This window comes from Methylobacterium currus (genome assembly GCF_003058325.1).
Lineage (GTDB): Bacteria > Pseudomonadota > Alphaproteobacteria > Rhizobiales > Beijerinckiaceae > Methylobacterium > Methylobacterium currus.
In genome coordinates this window covers 3741815-3760037 of sequence record NZ_CP028843.1, presented here as the reverse complement: position 1 = coordinate 3760037, position 18223 = coordinate 3741815, and the positions used below count along the sequence as shown (strand labels likewise).

Annotated in this window: 17 protein-coding genes and 1 tRNA gene; 10 read left to right on the top strand and 8 right to left on the bottom strand. The window is 70.7% G+C overall.

What is annotated here, in order from left to right:
- Positions 1–64: 64 nt before the first annotated feature.
- Positions 65–481 carry a flagellar assembly protein FliX gene (locus tag DA075_RS17515; RefSeq protein ID WP_099954302.1) on the bottom strand — a complete coding sequence of 139 codons (417 nt, stop codon included), beginning with the start codon at positions 479–481 and terminating at the stop codon, positions 65–67.
- 239 nt (positions 482–720) lie between these two features.
- Between DA075_RS17515 and DA075_RS17510 the strand changes: the two genes are divergently transcribed.
- Genes DA075_RS17510 through DA075_RS17500 form a run of 3 tightly spaced genes read left to right on the top strand, consistent with a single transcriptional unit; the run spans position 721 to position 2728 of the window.
- On the top strand, positions 721–1842 hold the full coding sequence (locus tag DA075_RS17510; RefSeq protein ID WP_099954301.1) for a flagellar basal body P-ring protein FlgI: 1122 nt from the start codon (positions 721–723) through the stop codon (positions 1840–1842).
- 60 nt (positions 1843–1902) lie between these two features.
- Positions 1903–2265, top strand: coding sequence for a rod-binding protein (locus tag DA075_RS17505; RefSeq protein ID WP_099954300.1), 363 nt, complete (start codon positions 1903–1905; stop codon positions 2263–2265).
- The gene (locus tag DA075_RS17500; protein WP_099954299.1) at positions 2258–2728 is read left to right on the top strand and encodes a hypothetical protein; all 471 of its coding nucleotides are present in this window, start codon (positions 2258–2260) and stop codon (positions 2726–2728) included. Before DA075_RS17505 ends, DA075_RS17500 begins: the two co-directional genes overlap by 8 nt.
- 115 nt (positions 2729–2843) lie before the next feature.
- Here DA075_RS17500 and DA075_RS17495 read toward each other — a convergent pair whose 3' ends face one another.
- Both DA075_RS17495 and DA075_RS17490 read right to left on the bottom strand, forming a co-directional pair.
- Positions 2844–3182: a porin gene (locus tag DA075_RS17495; protein WP_099954298.1), complete on the bottom strand. Its 339-nt coding sequence runs from the start codon at positions 3180–3182 to the stop codon at positions 2844–2846.
- Positions 3183–3448: 266 nt separating this feature from the next.
- Complete coding sequence (locus DA075_RS17490; RefSeq protein ID WP_099954297.1) at positions 3449–4654, bottom strand: iron-containing alcohol dehydrogenase; 1206 nt, start codon at positions 4652–4654, stop codon at positions 3449–3451.
- A gap of 314 nt (positions 4655–4968) precedes the next feature.
- On the opposite strand from DA075_RS17490, the gene DA075_RS17485 reads away from it, so the two are divergent.
- From DA075_RS17485 to DA075_RS17470, 4 genes are all read left to right on the top strand, one after another.
- Positions 4969–6180: an ABC transporter substrate-binding protein gene (locus tag DA075_RS17485; RefSeq protein ID WP_099954296.1), complete on the top strand. Its 1212-nt coding sequence runs from the start codon at positions 4969–4971 to the stop codon at positions 6178–6180.
- A 14-nt stretch (positions 6181–6194) separates the two neighbouring features.
- The gene (locus DA075_RS17480; protein ID WP_099954295.1) at positions 6195–6785 is read left to right on the top strand and encodes a glutathione S-transferase family protein; all 591 of its coding nucleotides are present in this window, start codon (positions 6195–6197) and stop codon (positions 6783–6785) included.
- A 112-nt stretch (positions 6786–6897) separates the two neighbouring features.
- The gene (locus DA075_RS17475) at positions 6898–7830 is read left to right on the top strand and encodes a LysR substrate-binding domain-containing protein (protein ID WP_099954294.1); all 933 of its coding nucleotides are present in this window, start codon (positions 6898–6900) and stop codon (positions 7828–7830) included.
- Between the two features lie 4 nt (positions 7831–7834).
- Complete coding sequence (locus DA075_RS17470; protein ID WP_099954293.1) at positions 7835–8287, top strand: CCDC90 family protein; 453 nt, start codon at positions 7835–7837, stop codon at positions 8285–8287.
- Positions 8288–8665: 378 nt separating this feature from the next.
- On the opposite strand, the gene DA075_RS17465 is transcribed toward DA075_RS17470, so the two are convergent.
- The 3 genes from DA075_RS17465 to DA075_RS17455 form a co-directional block, all read right to left on the bottom strand.
- On the bottom strand, positions 8666–10462 hold the full coding sequence (locus DA075_RS17465) for a hypothetical protein (RefSeq protein ID WP_099954292.1): 1797 nt from the start codon (positions 10460–10462) through the stop codon (positions 8666–8668).
- A 14-nt stretch (positions 10463–10476) separates the two neighbouring features.
- On the bottom strand, positions 10477–12348 hold the full coding sequence (flgK, locus tag DA075_RS17460) for a flagellar hook-associated protein FlgK (protein ID WP_099954291.1): 1872 nt from the start codon (positions 12346–12348) through the stop codon (positions 10477–10479).
- A 361-nt stretch (positions 12349–12709) separates the two neighbouring features.
- Positions 12710–14083, bottom strand: coding sequence for a flagellar hook protein FlgE (locus tag DA075_RS17455; protein WP_099954290.1), 1374 nt, complete (start codon positions 14081–14083; stop codon positions 12710–12712).
- A gap of 232 nt (positions 14084–14315) precedes the next feature.
- Here DA075_RS17455 and DA075_RS17450 point away from each other — a divergent pair, with 232 nt between their 5' ends.
- A complete protein-coding gene (locus DA075_RS17450) occupies positions 14316–14786 on the top strand; it encodes a BLUF domain-containing protein (protein ID WP_099954289.1) in 471 nt (156 codons plus the stop codon).
- A gap of 57 nt (positions 14787–14843) precedes the next feature.
- On the top strand, positions 14844–15296 hold the full coding sequence (locus DA075_RS17445; RefSeq protein ID WP_099954288.1) for a response regulator: 453 nt from the start codon (positions 14844–14846) through the stop codon (positions 15294–15296).
- 52 nt (positions 15297–15348) lie between these two features.
- On the opposite strand, the gene DA075_RS17440 is transcribed toward DA075_RS17445, so the two are convergent.
- Both DA075_RS17440 and DA075_RS17435 read right to left on the bottom strand, forming a co-directional pair.
- Complete coding sequence (locus DA075_RS17440) at positions 15349–16962, bottom strand: peptide chain release factor 3 (protein WP_099954287.1); 1614 nt, start codon at positions 16960–16962, stop codon at positions 15349–15351.
- Between the two features lie 162 nt (positions 16963–17124).
- Positions 17125–17880: an SDR family oxidoreductase gene (locus tag DA075_RS17435; RefSeq protein ID WP_164712371.1), complete on the bottom strand. Its 756-nt coding sequence runs from the start codon at positions 17878–17880 to the stop codon at positions 17125–17127.
- A 216-nt stretch (positions 17881–18096) separates the two neighbouring features.
- On the opposite strand from DA075_RS17435, the gene DA075_RS17430 reads away from it, so the two are divergent.
- Positions 18097–18171 (top strand) — tRNA-Gln (locus tag DA075_RS17430).
- The last annotated feature ends 52 nt before the right edge of the window (positions 18172–18223 follow it).

The following is an 18223-nucleotide window of genomic DNA, read 5'->3' as shown; positions in this document are numbered from 1 at the left end:
GGCACGCCTTGGCGGCGACCACCAGGACGCCGGCCCCCGTCTCGCTCCACAGTGCGGCGGCTCGTCACCCCCCCACCATCCCGAGCTTCGCCAGCTCCACCTGCGCCCGCAATTCGATATGACCGATGAGGTCGTCGAGGCGGGGGTCGCCGGTGGCGCCGTTGCGCTCGGCGAGGCGGCCGGCGATGGCCTGCAGCTCGCTCGCGGCGACGCGGCCGCCGAGCAAGGCGGCCTTGAGGCGGTCGAGGGCGTCGAGGAGGTCGTGGCCGCGCTTCGTCGCCCGGCGGCGGCGGTCGGCGGCGACCTCGTCCTGGCTCTGGAGGGTCAGGATGGCGCTCAGATTGGCGAGCGGCATCGCGCTGCCGGCGCTGGTCGGCCCGCGCGCACCATCCAGGTCAAGGGTGAACACGCCACCTGCCGGCAGGGTGCGCGCGCCGGCTCCCGACAGGGGAGCGGCCGCGAGGCGGGTGTCGACGCGCATGGGATCTGGGTCCGGGTCACAGGGTTCTCTGTTCGCGCCATGAACCTCGCCCCGGTATGGTGAATGCGCCGTAAACGAGGCGGCAGATCTTGCCGCCGGGGCGAAAACGACCGGGTCCGGATCGCCCGCCGGCAGCTCGGGCGAGAAACGGATCGGTAACCTTACCAGAGACTTACGGGCGATCCGGGGGCTGGCACGGTCCTGGCAATTCGGTTGTCCGAGTCTCGGAAACCCCCGCCATGCGCCTTCGCCTCCTCGCCCTCGCGTTCCTCTCCTGCGTTCTGCCCGTCCTCCTCCTGGCGTCCGGTCCCGCCCTCGCCCTGTCGCGGGTGAAGGATCTCGCCAGCGTCGAGGGCATGCGCAGCAACCAGCTCATCGGCTACGGCATCGTCGTCGGCCTCAACGGCACCGGCGACACGCTGAACAACGCGCCCTTCACCAAGCAATCGGTGCAGGCGATGCTGGAGCGGCTCGGCGTGAACACACGGGGCGCCACCATGCGCACCGCCAACCTCGCCGCCGTGATGGTGACGGCCAACCTCCCCCCCTTCGCCGCGCAGGGCACGCGGATCGACGTCACGGTGTCGTCGCTCGGCGACGCCAAGTCGCTCCAGGGCGGCACGCTGCTCGTCACGCCGCTCCTCGCCGCCGACGGGGAGGCCTACGCGGTGGCGCAAGGGTCGCTGGCCATCGCGGGCTTCCAGGCCGAGGGCGACGCGGCCAAGATCACCCGCGGCGTGCCGACCAACGGCCGCATCGCCAACGGCGCGGTGATCGAGCGCGAGATCGCCTTCAAGCTCAACGAGCAGAAGTGCCTGCGCCTCTCGCTGCGCAACCCCGACTTCACCACCTCGAAGCGCATCGCCGCGGCGATCAACGACTTCATGGGCGCCGACACCGCCGAGCCGACCGACCCCTCGACCGTCACCCTGCAGGTGCCGGCGCGCTACCAGGGCAACATGATCCGGCTGCTCACCGAGGTCGAGCAACTGAAGGTCGAGCCCGACCAGACCGCCCGGGTGGTGATCGACGAGCGCTCCGGCATCATCGTGATGGGCCGCGACGTGCGGGTCTCCACCGTGGCGGTGGCCCAGGGCAACCTCACCGTCACCATCACCGAGCAGCCGCAGGTGAGCCAGCCGGCGCCGTTCTCCAACGGCGAGACCGTGGTGGTGCCGCGCACCGCCCTCAAGGTCGATGCCGGCGAGAAGAACAAGCTCGCCCTGGTCAAGGAGGGCGTGACCCTGCGCGAATTAGTCGACGGGCTCAACGCGCTCGGCATCGGCCCGCGCGACCTGATCTCGATCCTCCAGGCGATCAAGACCGCCGGTGCGCTCCAGGCCGACATCGAAGTGATGTGAGGCGGGCGCGCCCGCCCCTCCCCTGCCCTTCCTCCTTCCGAACCCGAGGTTTGAACGCCGATGCTTCCGCTCGCTCCCCTCGCGGCCTCCGCCGGACTGGCGGTCGGCCAGGCCCTCGCCGGGGCCGCCTCCTCCGGCCTGTCGGCCCTCACCGGCACCGCGACGTCGCCGGCGGGCAACACCGCCAAGATGAAGAAGACCGCCCAGGACTTCGAGTCGATGTTCCTGGAGCAGAGCCTCGACGTGCTCAACCGCTCGCAGGGCACCGACGGGCCCCTCGGCGAGAACGGCACCGGCGGCGGCGTCTACCGCTCGATGCTCAACAAGGAATACGCCCAGTCGATCGTGCAGAGCGGCGGCGTCGGCATCGGCGACCAGGTGATGCGCGAGATGCTGCGGCTGCAGGGGGGCGCCCATGGCTGAGGCCGCCCGTCCCGCCCCGGTCGCCGACGCCGCGGCCGCCGAGCGCCTGGTCGCCGAGACGCTGACCACCATGCGGGCGCTCGAAACCCTGCTCGGGCGCGAGAGCGACCATATCCGGGTCGGGCGCCTCGCCGAGGGCCTGGCCGAAGCGCCGCAGAAGACGGCGCTCGCCGGCGCCTATCTCCAGAGCCTCCAGACGGTGAAGGCCAACGCCGTGGCGCTCGCCCGCTTCGCGCCGGACGGCCTCGCGGCGCTCCGCGAGGCGCATGGCCGCTTCTCCGAAGCGGTCGCGGCCAACCAGGCGGTGCTGGCCACCGCCCGGGCGGTCTCGGAGAGCCTGCTGCGCAACCTCTCGACGGAACTCACCCGCAGCGCCGAGCCCAAAGGCTACGGCAGCGGCCCGGCCCCCTCCCCCTACGGCCGTCGCCGCAGCCCGCCCCTGGTTCTGTCGCGCAGCCTGTAGGGGCGAAGCAGAGTTGCCCCGTGCAACTCTGTTTCGCTTCTTGTTTTCGCCTCATTTCGATCGCCGGACCGGCGACCGCTTCGGCACCGGTCGTCCGCGGCCGGCGGAATGTCGCTTAGCGGCCGGTGCCGAGGCGGATGAAGGCCCGGGCCGGACCGAACTCGGTCTCCGTCCGGGTATCGATCGCGACCCGGCCGGAGGCGCCGACGACGCCCCGGCCCGCCCCGTCGAGCGTGAGCCCCGGCCGGGCCGGCACCGGCGTGCCGGCCTCGGCCCGCACCCGGCCGCTGATCCGCAGGCACGGGCCGCCGGGAGTGAGGCGGGTGAAGCCGGGGCCCTCCTGCGGGCAGGCCTCGGGCGCCTTGGCGATGGGCAGGTCGCGCAGGTCGAGCGCCCGGGCCGGCAGGGCCGCGCAGAGGGCGGCGGCCGCCAGGATCACCGATGTCGTGCGCATGAGCCCGCCCTCCCGTTCGGCGTGGAGAGAAGCATGGCGGGCGCGGGTTGCGCCAGGGCATGGGGGACACGCCCGCGGCGGACGTTCGCAGGCTCGACCGCGGCACAGGTCCGACCCGCGACCTGGTGCTGAGAGCCGGTTTGACCGGTCATGTCCGTCGATCCGGCACACAGGCCGACATCTGCCGGCATCATCCCGGGCCTCGCCGAGGGGCGGGAACCCGGGACGACGCAGAGGATTTCAAATCTGTCCGGTGAACCGGACGTTCACCCCACGCACCGCTCAAAAATCTCCTCCGCCTGCCTCACCGTCATCTTGCGCGCCGCCGGGCTCGCGATGATCGTGCGGTCATGGGCGCTCGCCGGGTCGAAGTCCTTCGCGGCGATGCCGGCATAGAGGCCCGGCACGGCGCGCAAGGCCATCTCCCGCACCCGGTCGCGGGGCAGTTGCTCCGGGGTGAAGCGCTCGGGGAAGCCGATATCGGCGTAGAGCGCCCGAACGGCCTCGGCGCAAGCCGCGATCATCTCCTGGCGCGACAGGCCGGCCGTCTCGACCTCCAGCGCCTCGGCGAGCGGGCGCACCTTGGCGGGCAGCACCGCGAGGTTGAAGGCGATGACGTGCGGCAGCAGCACCCCGACGCCGTAGGGATGGGCCAGGTCGAGATGGCCCTCGAGCGGCAGCGAGAGGGCGTGACCGTGACCGAGCCGGGCGTTGCCGCAGGCGATGTTGGCCATGCAGGAGGCGACCAGGTTGTCCTCCCGGGCGCGGTCGTCGTCGGCATTGATCGAGGCCCGCAAGGAGGCGGCCTGGAGCCGCACGGCGGCGAGCGCCACCGCGTCGGTGAGGGGCGAGGCGATGCCGCTCAGGTAAGCCTCGACGCCGTGGGTCAGCGCGTCGACCGCCGGCAGCGCCGCGACGTGCATCGGCAGCGAGCGCAAGGTGACGGGGTCGAGGATCGCCGCGTCGGGGAAGCTCAAGGGACCGCCGCCGAGGAGCTTGAGGTGGCGCACCTCGTCCTTGACGATGGTCCATTGCGAGACCTCGGACCCGGAGCCCGCGGTGGTCGGCACCATGATCATCGGCAGCGCCTTGCGGTCGAACTGCCCGACGCCGGTGCACTCCGCCATCGGCTTGTGGTTCGTCGCCACGATGGCGATACCCTTGCCGGTGCACATCACCGAGCCGCCGCCGATGCACACGATTCCGTCGATGCCGTCCCGGCGCACCCGCCCGCCCTGGTCGTCGATATGCGAGCAGCGCGCGTCGATCCCGCACTCGTCGAAGCGCGAGACCGCGATCCCGGCCTCGCCCAGGGCCGCCAGCGCGTCGGCGTGGAACCCCTGCGCCGAGATGACCGGATCGGACACGACCAGCACCCGCGTCATCCGGAGGTCGCGGGCGAGCGTGCCGATCGTGGCGAGCGCGCCGGCGCCTGAGACGATCCGGGTCGGCATGTAGAAGCTGGTGATCATGCGGGCGTCTCCTCGGGAAGCGGGGCGCTTGGTTGCGGGCCCTCGCGATCGTGCCGGGGTGTCGCCCGCCGGCGGGCATCCCGTCCAATACAAAGATCGGGCGCCAGCCATAGGCGGCGACGATGACGGCGCGTCGCACCCCAAGATCACGACACAAGGTCACGCCCTGCCATACCGGGAAACGATGGCGGGGCGATGTGCAAACTATTGGACGGCGACTGCCCCGGGGCGCGATAAACCGGCCATCATCAAGCATCGCTCCGACGTCCCGCGACGGGCGCCAGAAGACCGATGCCATTGTCGAGGAAACGCCCATGTCCGCCACGTCCCCGACGCGACGCCTCGCCGTCGCCGGCCTGCTCGCCACGGCGCTGACCGCACCCGCCCTCGCCGCCGAGACGCCGCTCCGCATCGGCGTGATCGAGGACCTGTCGGGGATGTATTCCGGCAATGGCGGGCCGAACATGGTGCTCGCCGCCACGATGGCGGCGGAGGATTTCGGCGGCAAGGTGCTGGGCCGGCCGATCGAGGTGATCGGCGTCGACCACCAGAACAAGCCGGATATCGGCTCGGGCCTCGCCCGCCAGCTCGTCGACCAGCGCGGCGTCACCGCCTTCGTGCTCGGCGGCGCCAGCTCGGTGGGCCTCGGCGTGCAGGCCTATGCCAAGGAGCGCAAGATCACCACGATGGTGACCGGCGGCTACGCCTCGCAATTCTCCGGCCCCGGCTGCTCGCCCTACGGCACCCAATGGGTGCCCTCGACGGGCGAGCTCGCCAACGCGGTGGCGGGCGCCGTGGTGCAGAGCGGCGGCAAAACCTGGACCTTCATCACCGCCGATTACGTGTTCGGCCACGGCCTCGCGGCGGATGCCGGCAAGGCCGTGAAGGCCGCCGGCGGCAAGGTGGTCGGCGAGATCCGCCATCCGCTCGGGGCCACCGACCTCTCCTCGCAGCTGATCCAGGCCCAGTCCTCCGGCGCCGACGTGATCGGGCTCGCCAATGCCGGGCCGGACCTCGTCAACACCATCAAGCAGGCGCGGGAATTCGGCATCACCTCGAAGGTGGTGGCGATGCTGGTCTTCACCAACAACACGGTGGCGCTCGGCCTCGACGCGGCGCAGGGCATCCGCATGGCGGTGAACTTCTACTGGGACGCCAACGAGGCCAGCCGCGCCTGGGCCAAGCGCCTGATGGCCCGCAACGGCAACGTGGTGCCGACCATGGGCCATGCCGCCGCCTATTCGTCGGTGCGGCACTACCTCCGGGCCGTCGAGAAGGCCGGCACCGACGAGGCCGGCGCCGTCAACAGGGCGATGAAGGAACTGCCGATCGACGACGGCTTCTACGGCAGCCCGCGCATCCAGGCGAACGGCCGGGTGGTGATGGACATGATGCTCGTCGAGGTGAAGAGCCCGAAGGACTCGACGAGCAAGGCCGATCTCTACCGCGTCATCGAGACGATCCCCGGGGACAAGCTGTTCACCCCCGCCGACAAGAGCGGCTGCCCCCTGACCACCGCCGGCTGACCGGAGCCCCCGCGATGAAGCTCTACGCCAACCCGACCTCGCCCTTCGTGCGCATCGTCCGCATGGCGCTCATCGAGAAGGGCCTGAACGAGGGTGTCGACACCACCTTCGTCGATGCCTGGGCCGACGACCCGGCCTTCCTCGACGCCAACCCGGCCGGCCGCGTGCCGACCCTCGTCACCGACGACGGCGCGCGGCTGACGGAAGCGCTCTTGATCCTCACCTATCTCGACGCGATCGGCACGACGCCGTCCGTGCTCGCCGGCGGGCCCACTGCGCTCTCGGCCGCCGGACTCGCGATCGGGGTGTTCGACGCCGCGGTGGCGGTCATCATCGGCCGCAAGTCGGCGCCGGATTTCGACGCCGGCCTCGTCGGCAGGAAGCGCTTCCGTACGATGCACGAGGGGTTGCGGCGCCTCGATGCGGCGTTCGCGGAGCACCGGACGTCGTTCGGCCTGCCGGCGATCGCCGCGATCACAGCCCTCGACTACCTGGTGTTCCGCTTCCCCGACCACGACTGGCGCAGCCTCTGCCCTGAGGTCGCGGCCTTCCGCGACGCACACCAGGACCGTCCCTCGGTGCGGGACACCGTGCCGCGCGGATAAGCCCCTCCCATCGCGCCCCATGCGGTCCCCCCGAACCTCGTCTATCGTAGGGCTGACGGACAGGAATCCGGCAGCACCGGCGGGAACCGGGGATCAGGGGGGAACCGGCGCGATGGAGCTTCGCCATCTTCGCTACTTCGTCGCGGTGGCCGACGATCTCAGCATCACCCGGGCGGCGGAGCGGCTGAACATCGCGCAGCCGGCGCTCAGCCACCAGATCAAGAGCCTCGAGAACGAGGTCGGCACCGCCCTGCTCCAGCGCCTGTCGCGCGGGGTGGCGCTGACCGAGCCCGGCCGCGCCTTCGCGGACGATGCTCGGGCGGTGCTCGCGGCGGTCGATGCGGCCAAGACCCGGGCCCGGCGCATCGCCACCGGCGATGTCGGCCAGATCCGCATCGGCTTCACCTCCTCGGCCTCGTTCCATCCCGTGGTGACCGGAGCGATCCGCGACTACCGCAGCGCCTATCCGGACGTGCAGATCGAGCTCGTGGAGGAGACGACCGCGAGCCTGCTCGCCGCCTTCCGGGCCGGCCGGGTCGACGTCGCCTTCATGCGCCCGGGCGAGGGCGAGGTCGACGACCTCTGGGCCCGTCACCTGTTCGACGAGCCGATGGTGGTGGCGCTGCCGGCCACCCACCGGCTGGCCGCCGAGACCGGCGCGCTGGGCCTGTCCGATCTCTCGAACGAGGGCTTCATCGTCTATCCGCGCCGCAACGGCCGGGCACTCTACGACGGCATCATGGCGGCCTGCGCGGCGGCCGGGTTCTCGCCCCACATCGCCCAGAACGCGCCGCAGCTCGCCTCGGTGGTCAACCTCGTGGCGACCGGCATCGCGCTCGCCATCGTGCCGCGCTCGATGGCGCGGCTGGCCACCGAGGGCGTGCGCTACCGCGAGATCCGCGGTCCGGCCCCGGTGGCGCCGATGACCCTGGTGCGCCAGCCGGCGCCGGAGATGCCGCATCCGCGGATCTTCACGGATCTGGTGCTGGCGCGGGTGCGAGGCGAGGTCGGGGAAGGAGTGGCCTCATCGCCGGAGGCCGTCTGACCGGATGCGGGACCTGCCGCGCCAAGGCTGGCTTCTCCTTTCTCCGGCGGCAGCCTCTCCTCTGCGGCAGGAGGCGCATTCGCCGATATTCGCCTTCGACATCCTGAAGCTCGCCCGCGACCTGCGGGAGAATGCCGCCTTCGCGCCCGAGCAGGCGGAGGGTCTGGCGGCGGCGATTTCCTCGGCCGTTCAGGACAACGCTCCGGCGAAACCAGAGACGGCAGCCGGATTCGTCTCCGTTCGATCGGAGATCACCGTGCTCCGGACCGATCTGAAGATGGCGTTCGCCGCCCTTCGGACGGACGCCTCGGCGTCCCAGACGGACACCAGGAACGAGTTCGCTGCGATTCGATCGGAGATGATGCTCCTCGAGCAGCGCATGGGGGTCAAGCTCGGCGGGACGCTCGCAGCCTTCGCCAGCATTCTCATCGCCGCGATGCGCCTCCTGGTTCACTGACGGCCGGCCCGATCACTTGCGTCGATCGACGCGGCACACAGGTCGACAGCCTCTCTCCGTCATCCCGGGACTCGCCGAAAGGCGGTTACCCGGAATGACGGAGAGAGGCAAAGCCAGTCATCGCGGTCAGATCGGATATTATACCGCCGCGCCTTCGAACGGACTCGTTCGAAGGCGCTGGCTAAGCCCGAATGGGCGCCGATGCGCCGGACGCTTTCGCGTCGACGTGTCGATGCGAAAGCGCGATGGTATTATAGTCCTTTGGATCTGGGGGGCGTCTCTGCTGCCACCCTTCAGAACCGGTCGCCCCGCGTCAGTCCGTCGTTGCGAAGCGGGACTCCGTACGACGACGAGGACCACCGATCCCGCGGAAGATCCTTACAGATAGCTCGTCAGCGACAGCTTCGAGAGCATCGACGTCGCCTGGTAGCTCGCCTGCAACTGCGTCTGCAAGGTCAGGAGCTTGGCCGCCGCCTCCTCGGTCGAGACCGATTCGACGCCGTCCACGGTCTTCTGCAGCACGGCCTTGGTGGCGGTGTTCTGGCTCTTCTGGGTGGTGATCTGGGCCGAGGCGAGACTCAGCTCCGAGGCGATGCCCTGCACCGAGGGCTGGCCGTCGGCGGGCTTGAGCAGGGTCTGCACCCGGGTCGCGTAGGCCTCGAAGCGGGTGCCGTCGGTGTCGGTCGTCTCGAACGGCGTGGTGGCGAGGACCGCGAGGCCGCTCAGCGTGCCGCGGAAGGCCCCTTCGTTGGCCTGGACGCCGATCGCCACCGAGCGGTCGGCGGAGACCGGTACGGTCGCGGTCTGCCGCGGATCGGCGGAGGTGTCGTCGCCCTTGTACCAGATCAGGGTGCGGCCGCTCGGATCGGCGACGTAGCCGGTGGCGTTGCCGGCCGCATCCGTGGCGACCCGGCGCGGGCTCAGGCCCGGCGAGGACGAGCCGGCGAAGAAGTCGCTCACCGCCCGCGTGGCCGAACTCGCCGCGAGGTCGGTCCTGGCGGTGGTGTCGAGCGCGGTGGCCAGCGCCGCCCGGAGGTTGGCGGCGGTGTCGGCCGGGCTCGCGCCGATCGCGAACGTACCGGCCGTCGTGCCGTCCGCGGCGGCCTTCAGGCTCAGGACCTTGCTGGTGCCGTCGCGAAGTCCCACCGTGATCTGCACGCTGTCGCCGGCCTGGAGCCCCGCCCCGACCGTCACGGTCGCGGAAGCCGGGGTGCCGCCCGAGAGAACCGCCGTCGCGCCCGGCGGATTTGCGCTCTGGACGCCGGTGACGGTCTTGCCCGCGAGCGAAGCGGTGAGGTTCCGGGCGCTCGCCGCCGCGTCGGCCCCGATCGCGAAGGTCCCGTCCCCGCCCTGGCCCGCCGCCCGGGCGGTGAGGTCGACGAAGCTCTGGCTGCCGTCCGGGTTCTGGACGCTGACCCGCACGATGTCGCCATCCTTCGGCTGGCTGGCGAAGGACAGGGTGGCGGTGGCAGGGGCCCCCGGCTGGACCGCGACCGCGAGGCCGGCCGGGTTCGAGCTGACGGCGCTCTTGAGGGTGAAGCCGAAATTCGTCCGCACGCCGGGCGACTGGCTCTCCGATAGGCTGACGCTCGGGCCCGCGCCCGAGAGGTCGAGCCGCCCGGTCTTCGGCGAGCCGGCGCCGAGATCGGCGGCCTGGCGCTCGGCCATCACCGTGCGCACGCCGTCGAGGCCTTCCGCCGGATCGCCGTCGAGGATCCGGGCGGCGCTCTCCACCGGTGCCCGGTCGGTGACCCGGCCGCCCAGGATGTACTGGCCGCCGGTGCTCTGGTTGAGGGCGTCGAGGGCGCCGCCGAGGCTGCCCGCCGCATCCTGCTGCAGCATCGAGCGGGCGACGGTGCCGGTGCCGCTGCGGGCGCTGACGAGGCTGCTCCAGGCCGTGGAGCCCAACGTGGCGATCTGCTGCACGCTGGCCGAGGCCAGCCCCACCCGGGTCGCGCCGGTGCCGGCCGCCGCGATGTAGCTGTCGAGGGCGCTGATCTGGGCATGCGCCGACAGGCTCTGGGTGCGCCCGCTGCCGAGGCCGCCATAGGTCTCGGCGGTCCGGCCGCTGCCGATCTGGTTCGAGAGCGTGCCGAGCGTCGTCTTCATGGCGACGAGGCGCTGGGTGTTGAGGTCGGCGGCGGCGGTGCCGGCCGCGAAGGGAGCGATCGTCATCGCGGGCTTTCCTCTTAGATCCTGAGAAGCGTGTCGAGCATGTCGCGGGCGGCCGTCAGCACCCGGGCATTGGCGCTGTAGGCCGTCTGGAGCTGGATCAGCCGGGACATCTCCTCGTCCACGCTGACGCCGGAGTCCTTGGCGAAGCGGCTCTGGGCCGAGGACAGGGCGATCTGCTGGCCCTCGTCGAGCTGCTGCGCCTCGGCGCTGGCCGCGCCGCGCGCGTCGATGACCGACTGGGCGAAGCCGACCACCGTGGCGGAGCGCGGGGCGCTGACGCCGCCGATGCCGCTCGCCGCCGAGAAGGTCAGGGTGCGGCTGGTCAGCGCGTCGGTGAGGTATTGCGGCCGCGCGGTGTCGCCCGAGGCGGTGGCGTCAGCGTAATCCACCAGGGTGGAGGCGTCGGCGGTGACCGCCGGGTTGACGGCGAGGCGCTGGGCGAAGCCGGTCAGGTGCGACCCGCCCTCGAACGAGCCGGTGAACACGCCGTTCCGGGCACCGGCATCGACGAACAGCGCGAGCTGGCCGCGGCCGGTCTTCGTGTCGGTGGCGCTCGTCGGCACGGTGACGGAGGCGCTGGCGCCGGTCAGCGCGAGGCCGGCCGGGTCCGACAGGATCCGCACCGAGCCCGCGGCGCCGCCGGGCGTGCCCGTGACGGTGAAGCCGGTGCCGAGCACCGCGCCGATCTTCGCCGCGAAGGTCGAGGGCCCGCCCGAGATGTCGACCGGCACGACGAGGGCGGTCGGATCGTCGGTGAGGGCGGGATCGATGGGATCGGGCGCCGCCCCGTTCGTCGGCATCAGGATCAGGTTGCGGCTCACTCCCGCGGCGTTGCGCACGCCGAGCGTCACGGCGTTGCCGGCCTGGAGCCCGGTGAGGTCGATGTCGAAGCCGGTGAGCCCGTCGGCGGAGGCCGCCGTGCCGGTGGCCGGGCGGTCGCTCAGCGCCCGCGACAGGCCGGCGGCGAGGTCGTCGAGCTGGCGCTGCGCCTGGACCAGGGTGTCGTCGCGCAACGACACCGCGGCGGCGATCGAGCCGGAGCGGATCGCCCCGGTGGCGAGGAGGTCGATCCTGGCGCCGGCCGGGGTCGTCGCCGTCACGGTGCCGACGCCGCGGGTGCTCGGATCGGCCGAATACTGGGCCTCGGGGCTCAAGGTGCCGCGGCCGTCGAAGGCGAGGGTCGCCGCGGCCATGTGGTCGACCAGCGTGGCGCCCGAGGCGGTGAGCAGGGTGACCGAGCCGTCGCGCTGGTCGCTCACCTGCACGTCGAGATAGTGCGAGAGCGTGTTGATCGCCTGGTCGCGCTGGTCGAGGAGATCGGCCGTGCCGGTCTCGCTCTTCGAGGCGCCGGCGATCTTGCCGTTGAGGCCGGCGATCTGCGACAGGAGCGCGCTCGCCGCGGCGACGTCGCCGCCGAGCTGCGATTCGAGGCCGGTGCGCAGGTCCTGCACCCCTTGGGCGATGCCGGCGACGGTGGTGGCGACCGTCCGCGCGGAGCTCACCGCGCTCGCCCGCGAGGCGGCCGAGGTCGGATCGGTCGTCAGCGCCTGGAGCGACTGCGTGAAGCTGTTCACCACCCCGTCGAGGGCGGCGCTGCTCCCCGGCGTGCCGTAGAGGGCGTCGAGCTGGCCCTGCACCTTGGCGGAGAGACCGGTATAGGACGCCCCCGCGGTCTCGAGCCGCAATTGCTTGAGCGACACCGCGTCGAGGGTCCGGCTGATCGTGCCCGTCGCGACACCGGAATTGCCGAGCGTCGAGACCGGGTTGAGCACGCGCTTGACGTAGCCGGCGGTGCCCGCATTGGCGACGTTCTGCGACACGAGGCCGATCGCCGCCTGCGTCACCTGCAGTCCGGCGGTCGAGGTGTTGAGGGCGTTGAGGGACATCGGTCGGATCCGGGTGAAGGGGTGAGAGCCGGGCCGGGCCGCCGCGCCCCTTTGGGGCTGGCTTGCGCGTGCCGGCATCTCGCGGGCGGGCCGGAACCGGTCGGGCCGCCTTTTGCAGCCGAACGGGCCCGGGGCGGCGGAGCACGAGGACCCGCCGCGTTGCGGACCCGCATCGGCACGCCGACGCGTCGTCCACGGGATGGATGTCCTGTCGCAGCCTTTTGCCACGACATCGACGCTCACACTTTGCGATATCCGCCTTTTGCAGTATTCAACAAAGTGCCTAATGGTTCCTTGCAGAAAAACTAGCAAGGCCCATTCTTTGGCGAATTGCCCGACCGCCGAACGACCGGGCAATCCTCTAGCGGATGACGTTGATGAGATCGGACATCATCTGCTGGGCGGTCGACATCACCCGGGTATTGGCCGAGTAGGCCTGCTGGGTGACGATCAGCTTCGAGAACTCGCCGGCCGTGTCGGTGTTCGACTGCTCGACATTGCCGCCGACGATCGTGGTGCCGGACAGCCCGGTCAGCGGCTCGCCGGATTCCACCGTCTTGGCGTAGTTGCCGCCCGAGACCGCCTTGAGGGCGTTGGGGGCGCTGAACCGCGCCACTCCGACCTGCGCCAGGGCCACGCTGTTGCCGTTGGAATAGGTGCCGGTGATCTTCCCGTCGCTCGTCACCGCCAGGGAGTTGAGCGTGCCGGCGGAGTAGCCGTTCTGCTGCAGGGTGTTGGTGGTGATCTGGCCGGACGCGGAGCCGTACTGGGTCAGGCCGCCGGTGCCGAAGTTCAGCGCCACCGCCCCGAGATTCGTCCCGTTCACCGTCAGGTTGGGGAGGCTGAGGCTGGTGCCGGCGGGCGCGGTGAGCTGGCCGCTGCCGTTGAAGGTGAAGGCGGTGCCGACATTCTGCCAGGTTCCCGCATTGGTGCCGCTCCCGGTCTGGTTGGCGTAGTACAGGTTCCAGGTGTCGCTGGTGCCCGCCTTCGCGTCGGCTTCCGCGACCTTGGCCCAGCGCAACTGCACGCTCACCGGGGTGCCGGTGCCCGAATAGGCCGTGAGCTCGCCGCCCGCGAGACTGGAATTGACGAAGGCGGTCGCGTCGGAGGCCGCCACCGCCGGGGGCGTCGTCGCGGTGCCGGCGAGCACCCTCGCATCGCCGCCCGGCAGCGTGCCCAGGAGCGCCGAGCCCGAGGTGGTGCTCGGGCTGCTCGGCAGGTTCGCCGCGTAGGCGATGCTCGTCGTCGGCTTGGCCGGCAGGGAGGTGCCGGAGATCTTGATCGGCCCGGTGCCGGTCGACTGACCGGTCACGGCGTCGAGGCCCTGGCCGGTGAGGTAGGCGCCGGCGCCGTTGACGAGGTAGCCGTCCCGGTCGACCGAGAAGTCGCCGCGGCGGGTATAGAGGCTGGTGCCCGAGAAGACCGGCGCGCCGGCCGCGTCGCTCCCCTTGGTCTGCACCGTGAAGAAGCCGTCCCCGCTCAGCGCCATGTTGGTGGGGATGCCGGTCGCCGCCACGTTGCCCTGGAGGCTGTTGGTCAGCTGCGAATAGGCCGCGACCGAGCCGGCGGTCTGGCGGCTCGGCGGCTGCTCGGTGAGCATGTCGACGAAGTCGGTGTCGATTCGCTTGTAGCCGACGGTCTGCGAGTTCGCGATATTCCCCGAAATGTTCTCGAGGCTGAAGGCCTGGGCCTTGAGGCCCGAGACCGAGGTCTGCAGCGCGCTGAAAACGTCCATCTTCCCCAGGGCTCCACATCCCGTCTGGATCACTCGGGGGATGATCCGCAAGCCGTGTGCCACGGCTAAGTTCTTGATTTCATTGAAGGCCCGAGAGCCTGAGCGGCAAAACCCGCCGGGCGGATCCGGGTCCCTGCGGCAAAATCTGCCGCGGGATGCGAGCGGCCATGTTTACGCGGTGTTGAACCTCTTGGCCTTAGCTGCCCTTCTGGACGGCGGTGGAATCAGGGATATGCGCACGAGCAAGCGAAGCAGCCTCATACACCTGATCTACTTCTCGCGCGCTCAGCTCTCCGCCGAGCCGCGGGAACGCGCGCGCCAGGTCAACGACATCGCCCGACATGCGCAGAAGAAGAACGAGTTCTCGGTCATCACCAGCATCCTGATCGTCGATCAGGGCTACTTCATCCAGATCCTCGAAGGGGAGCGGATGTCGGTGCAGGAGACGTTCCAGCGGATCAGCGGCGACATCCGCCACCGCGACGTGCACATCGTCGAGTGGCGCGAGATCGCCAAGCGCGAATTCGTGACGTCGTTCGCGTATGTCCTGCGCACGCCGGCCAATGATGGGCTGTTCCAGAAGGCCAACCTGGCGCCGATGCTCCAGCGCGGCACCCCGAAGGCGAGCACGATCCACGCCCTCGCCCAGGCCCTCCAGGCCGACACCATGGCCAAGCAGGGCATCGACCACCTGTTCGTCTAGGAACCGCCGGGAGCCCCCGGTGATCCGTCGTGAAACTCAACCCGCTGGCTGGTTCCGATGAGCGAAGCACCCCCGATCCTGATCGTCGACGACCAGGTCAAACTCGTCCGCCTGGTGACAGAGCTGATGAACCGCCTCGGCTTCCCGGAGGTCGAAGGCGTGACCGACGGGCCGCAGGCGCTCGAGCAGCTGCGCACGAAGCGCTACGGCCTGGTGATCTCCGACCTCGAGATGGAGCCGATGGACGGGATCCAGCTCCTGCGCGAGATCCGGGCCGACGACATGCTGATGAACATGCCGTTCATCCTCACCGAGACGTCGTTCAGCTTCGAGGACATCAACGTGGCCCACCTCGCCGGGGCCGACGCCTTCATCCTCAAGCCGTTCGACCTGTCGCTGCTGAAGACGAAGCTGAAGCAGGTGCTCAACGGCCGGCCGCGCAAGCGCGAGACGCCGGTGGGACCGATCTCGAGCCTCAACGTCGACTTCCCGCTGCTCGGGAAGGTCTAAGGGACCGGGCGCCGCCCCGTAAGGGTTTTCGGGGCGGGCGCCGGATGGCCCCTCACTCCCGCCGCTTCTGGTAGTCCTTGACGTCGGTGAAGCGGATCGCGGGCGCCCGCTCCTCCTCGTAGCGCAGCGAGAAGCCGGTGGTCGCCATGAAGACCGGCGCACCGTCGAGGTCGCTTGCCATCGACGAGCCGTGCGAGCCGATGAACTTGTCGAGCTCGGCCTGCTCCTCCGACTCGATCCAGCGGCAGATGGTGAAGCGGGTCGGCTCGTAGTCGATCGGCAGGCCGTACTCGGCCTGGAGCCGCTCCTTCAGCACGTCGAGCTGCAGCGCGCCGACCACGCCGACGATCGCGCCCGAGCCGTCCTGCGGCAGGAAGAGCTGCACCACCCCCTCCTCGGCCATCTGCTGCAGGGCCTCGCGCAGCTTCTTGGCCTTCATCGCGTCGGTGAGCTTGATCCGGCGCAGGATCTCCGGGGCGAAGCTCGGGACGCCGCGGAAGACCAGCTCCTCGCCCTCCGTGAGGGTGTCGCCGATGCGCAGGGTGCCGTGATTGGGGATGCCGACCACGTCGCCCGCATAGGCCTCGTCGGCGATGGCCCGGTCCTGGGCGAAGAAGAATTGCGGCGCCGAGAGCGAGATCGGCTTGCCGGTGCGCACCAGCCGCGCCTTCATGCCGCGGCTGAGCTTGCCGGAGCAGACCCGCATGAAGGCGATGCGGTCCCGGTGGTTCGGGTCCATGTTCGCCTGGATCTTGAACACGAAGCCGGTCATCTTCGGCTCGGTCGGCGAGACGGCGCGGATGTCGGCATCCTGGCCCCGCGGCGGCGGCGCCACCTCGGCGAGCCCGTCGATCAGGTCGCGCACGCCGAAATTGCGGAGCGCACTGCCGAAGAATACCGGGGTCAGGTGGCCCTCGCGGAAGGCTTCGAGGTCGAACGGCTTGCAGCCGCCCTCCGCCAACTCCGCCTCCTCGCGCCAGGTCGCGGCGTCGCCGGCCTCCGGCAGCAGGGTGTCGAAGAGCGGGTCGTCGATCCCGGAGACCGGCACCGTGCCGGCATCGTCCGCCGCGTCGAGCCGGCGCACCCGGCGGCGCAGGAGGTCGTAGGTGCCGGCGAAGCTCCGGCCGCGCCCGATCGGCCAGGTCACCGGCGCGACGTCGAGGGCGAGCGTCTTCTCGATCTCGTCGAGGAGGTCGAAGGGATCGCGCGATTCCCGGTCGAGCTTGTTGACGAAGGTGACGATCGGGATGTCGCGCAGGCGGCAGACCTCGAACAGCTTGCGGGTGCGCGCCTCGATGCCCTTGGCCGCGTCGATCACCATCACCGCGGAATCGACCGCCGTCAGCGTCCGGTAGGTGTCCTCCGAGAAGTCCTCGTGGCCGGGCGTGTCGAGCAGGTTGAAGACGCAGTCGCCGTACTCGAAGGTCATCACCGAGGTGACGACCGAGATGCCGCGCTCCTTCTCGATGCCCATCCAGTCCGAGCGGGTCGAGACGCGGTTGCGCTTGGCCTTGACCTCGCCGGCGAGCTGGATCGCGCCGCCGAACAGCAGGAGCTTCTCGGTCAGCGTGGTCTTGCCGGCATCCGGGTGCGAGATGATCGCGAAGGTGCGGCGCCGGGCGACCGGATCGGCGGGAGCGCGCGGGGCGTCTGTCTGCATCAGCATGGGAATGTTTTTAGCCCGGACCCAGGACTCTGTCGCGGGTCCGCCAGGGGCCCCGGTCGTCGGTGAGGAGATGGCCCCGATATGGGGAGGCGCGGGCACCGCGTCAGCGCCCGCGCCGCCTCTCTACCCCGAGCCGGCGCCGGAGGGCCAGAGGGACGCCTCTCAGCCGCGGCCGATGAACGGCATCTTGGTCGCCATGACGGTCATGAACTGCACGTTGGCGTCGAGGGGGAGGCTCGCCATGTAGACCACCGCGTCGGCGACGTGCTTGGCGTCCATGGTCGGCTCGGGCCGGGTCGAGCCGTCGGGCTGGGGCACGCCGGCTTGCATGCGTACGGTCATGTCGGTGGCGGCGTTGCCGATATCGACCTGGCCGCAGGCGATGTCGTGGGCGCGCCCGTCGAGCGAGGTCGAGCGGGTGAGGCCCGTGATGGCGTGCTTGGTGGCGGTGTAGGGTGCCGAGAACGGCCGCGGCACGTGGGCCGAGATCGAGCCGTTGTTGATGATGCGCCCGCCGCGCGGCTGCTGCTTCTTCATCAGCCGAAACGCGCCCTGGGTGCACAGGAAGGCGCCGGTGAGGTTGGTGTCGACCACGGCCTTCCAGGTCGCGACGGGCAGCTCGTCGAGCTCCACCGGCGGCGCGCCGATGCCGGCATTGTTGAACAGGACGTCGAGGCGACCGAACGTCTCCTCGAGGCGCCGGAACAGCTCGGCCACCGAGGCCTCGTCGCCGATATCGGTCGGCTGCGCGAGCGCCCGCCGGCCCTTGGCCTCGATCGCAGCGGCGACCGCCTGCAGCGGCTCGGGGCGCCGGCCGGACAACGCCACGTCGTACCCCGCCTCCGCGAGCGCCAGCGCCACCGCGCGGCCGACCCCCGACCCGGCCCCGGTCACCAGTGCGACCTTCTGCGTGCTCATCGGCCTCTCCTCCCCCTGTCGTCGATGGTTGCGGCTCTTGATGGCTGTGGCTCCTTGACGGGTGCGCCTCTTCGGTTCGCCGCGCCCCCCGGAGCCGTCCGCGGCTCCCGGCATACACGAGCCCGAAAGCCCCTCCAACCGCCGCACGCGCCGCGAACCGCAACGCCCCGGTTGCCAGCACCGCCCCGCCCGGCTATGGAAGCGCCAGCCGCGCGTTGGGGCGTCGCCAAGCGGTAAGGCAGCGGTTTTTGGTACCGCCATTCCCAGGTTCGAATCCTGGCGCCCCAGCCAAAGTCTCAAGATTCTCAGCCGACCGTTGATTCTCCGGCTGTTTTCGGACCCG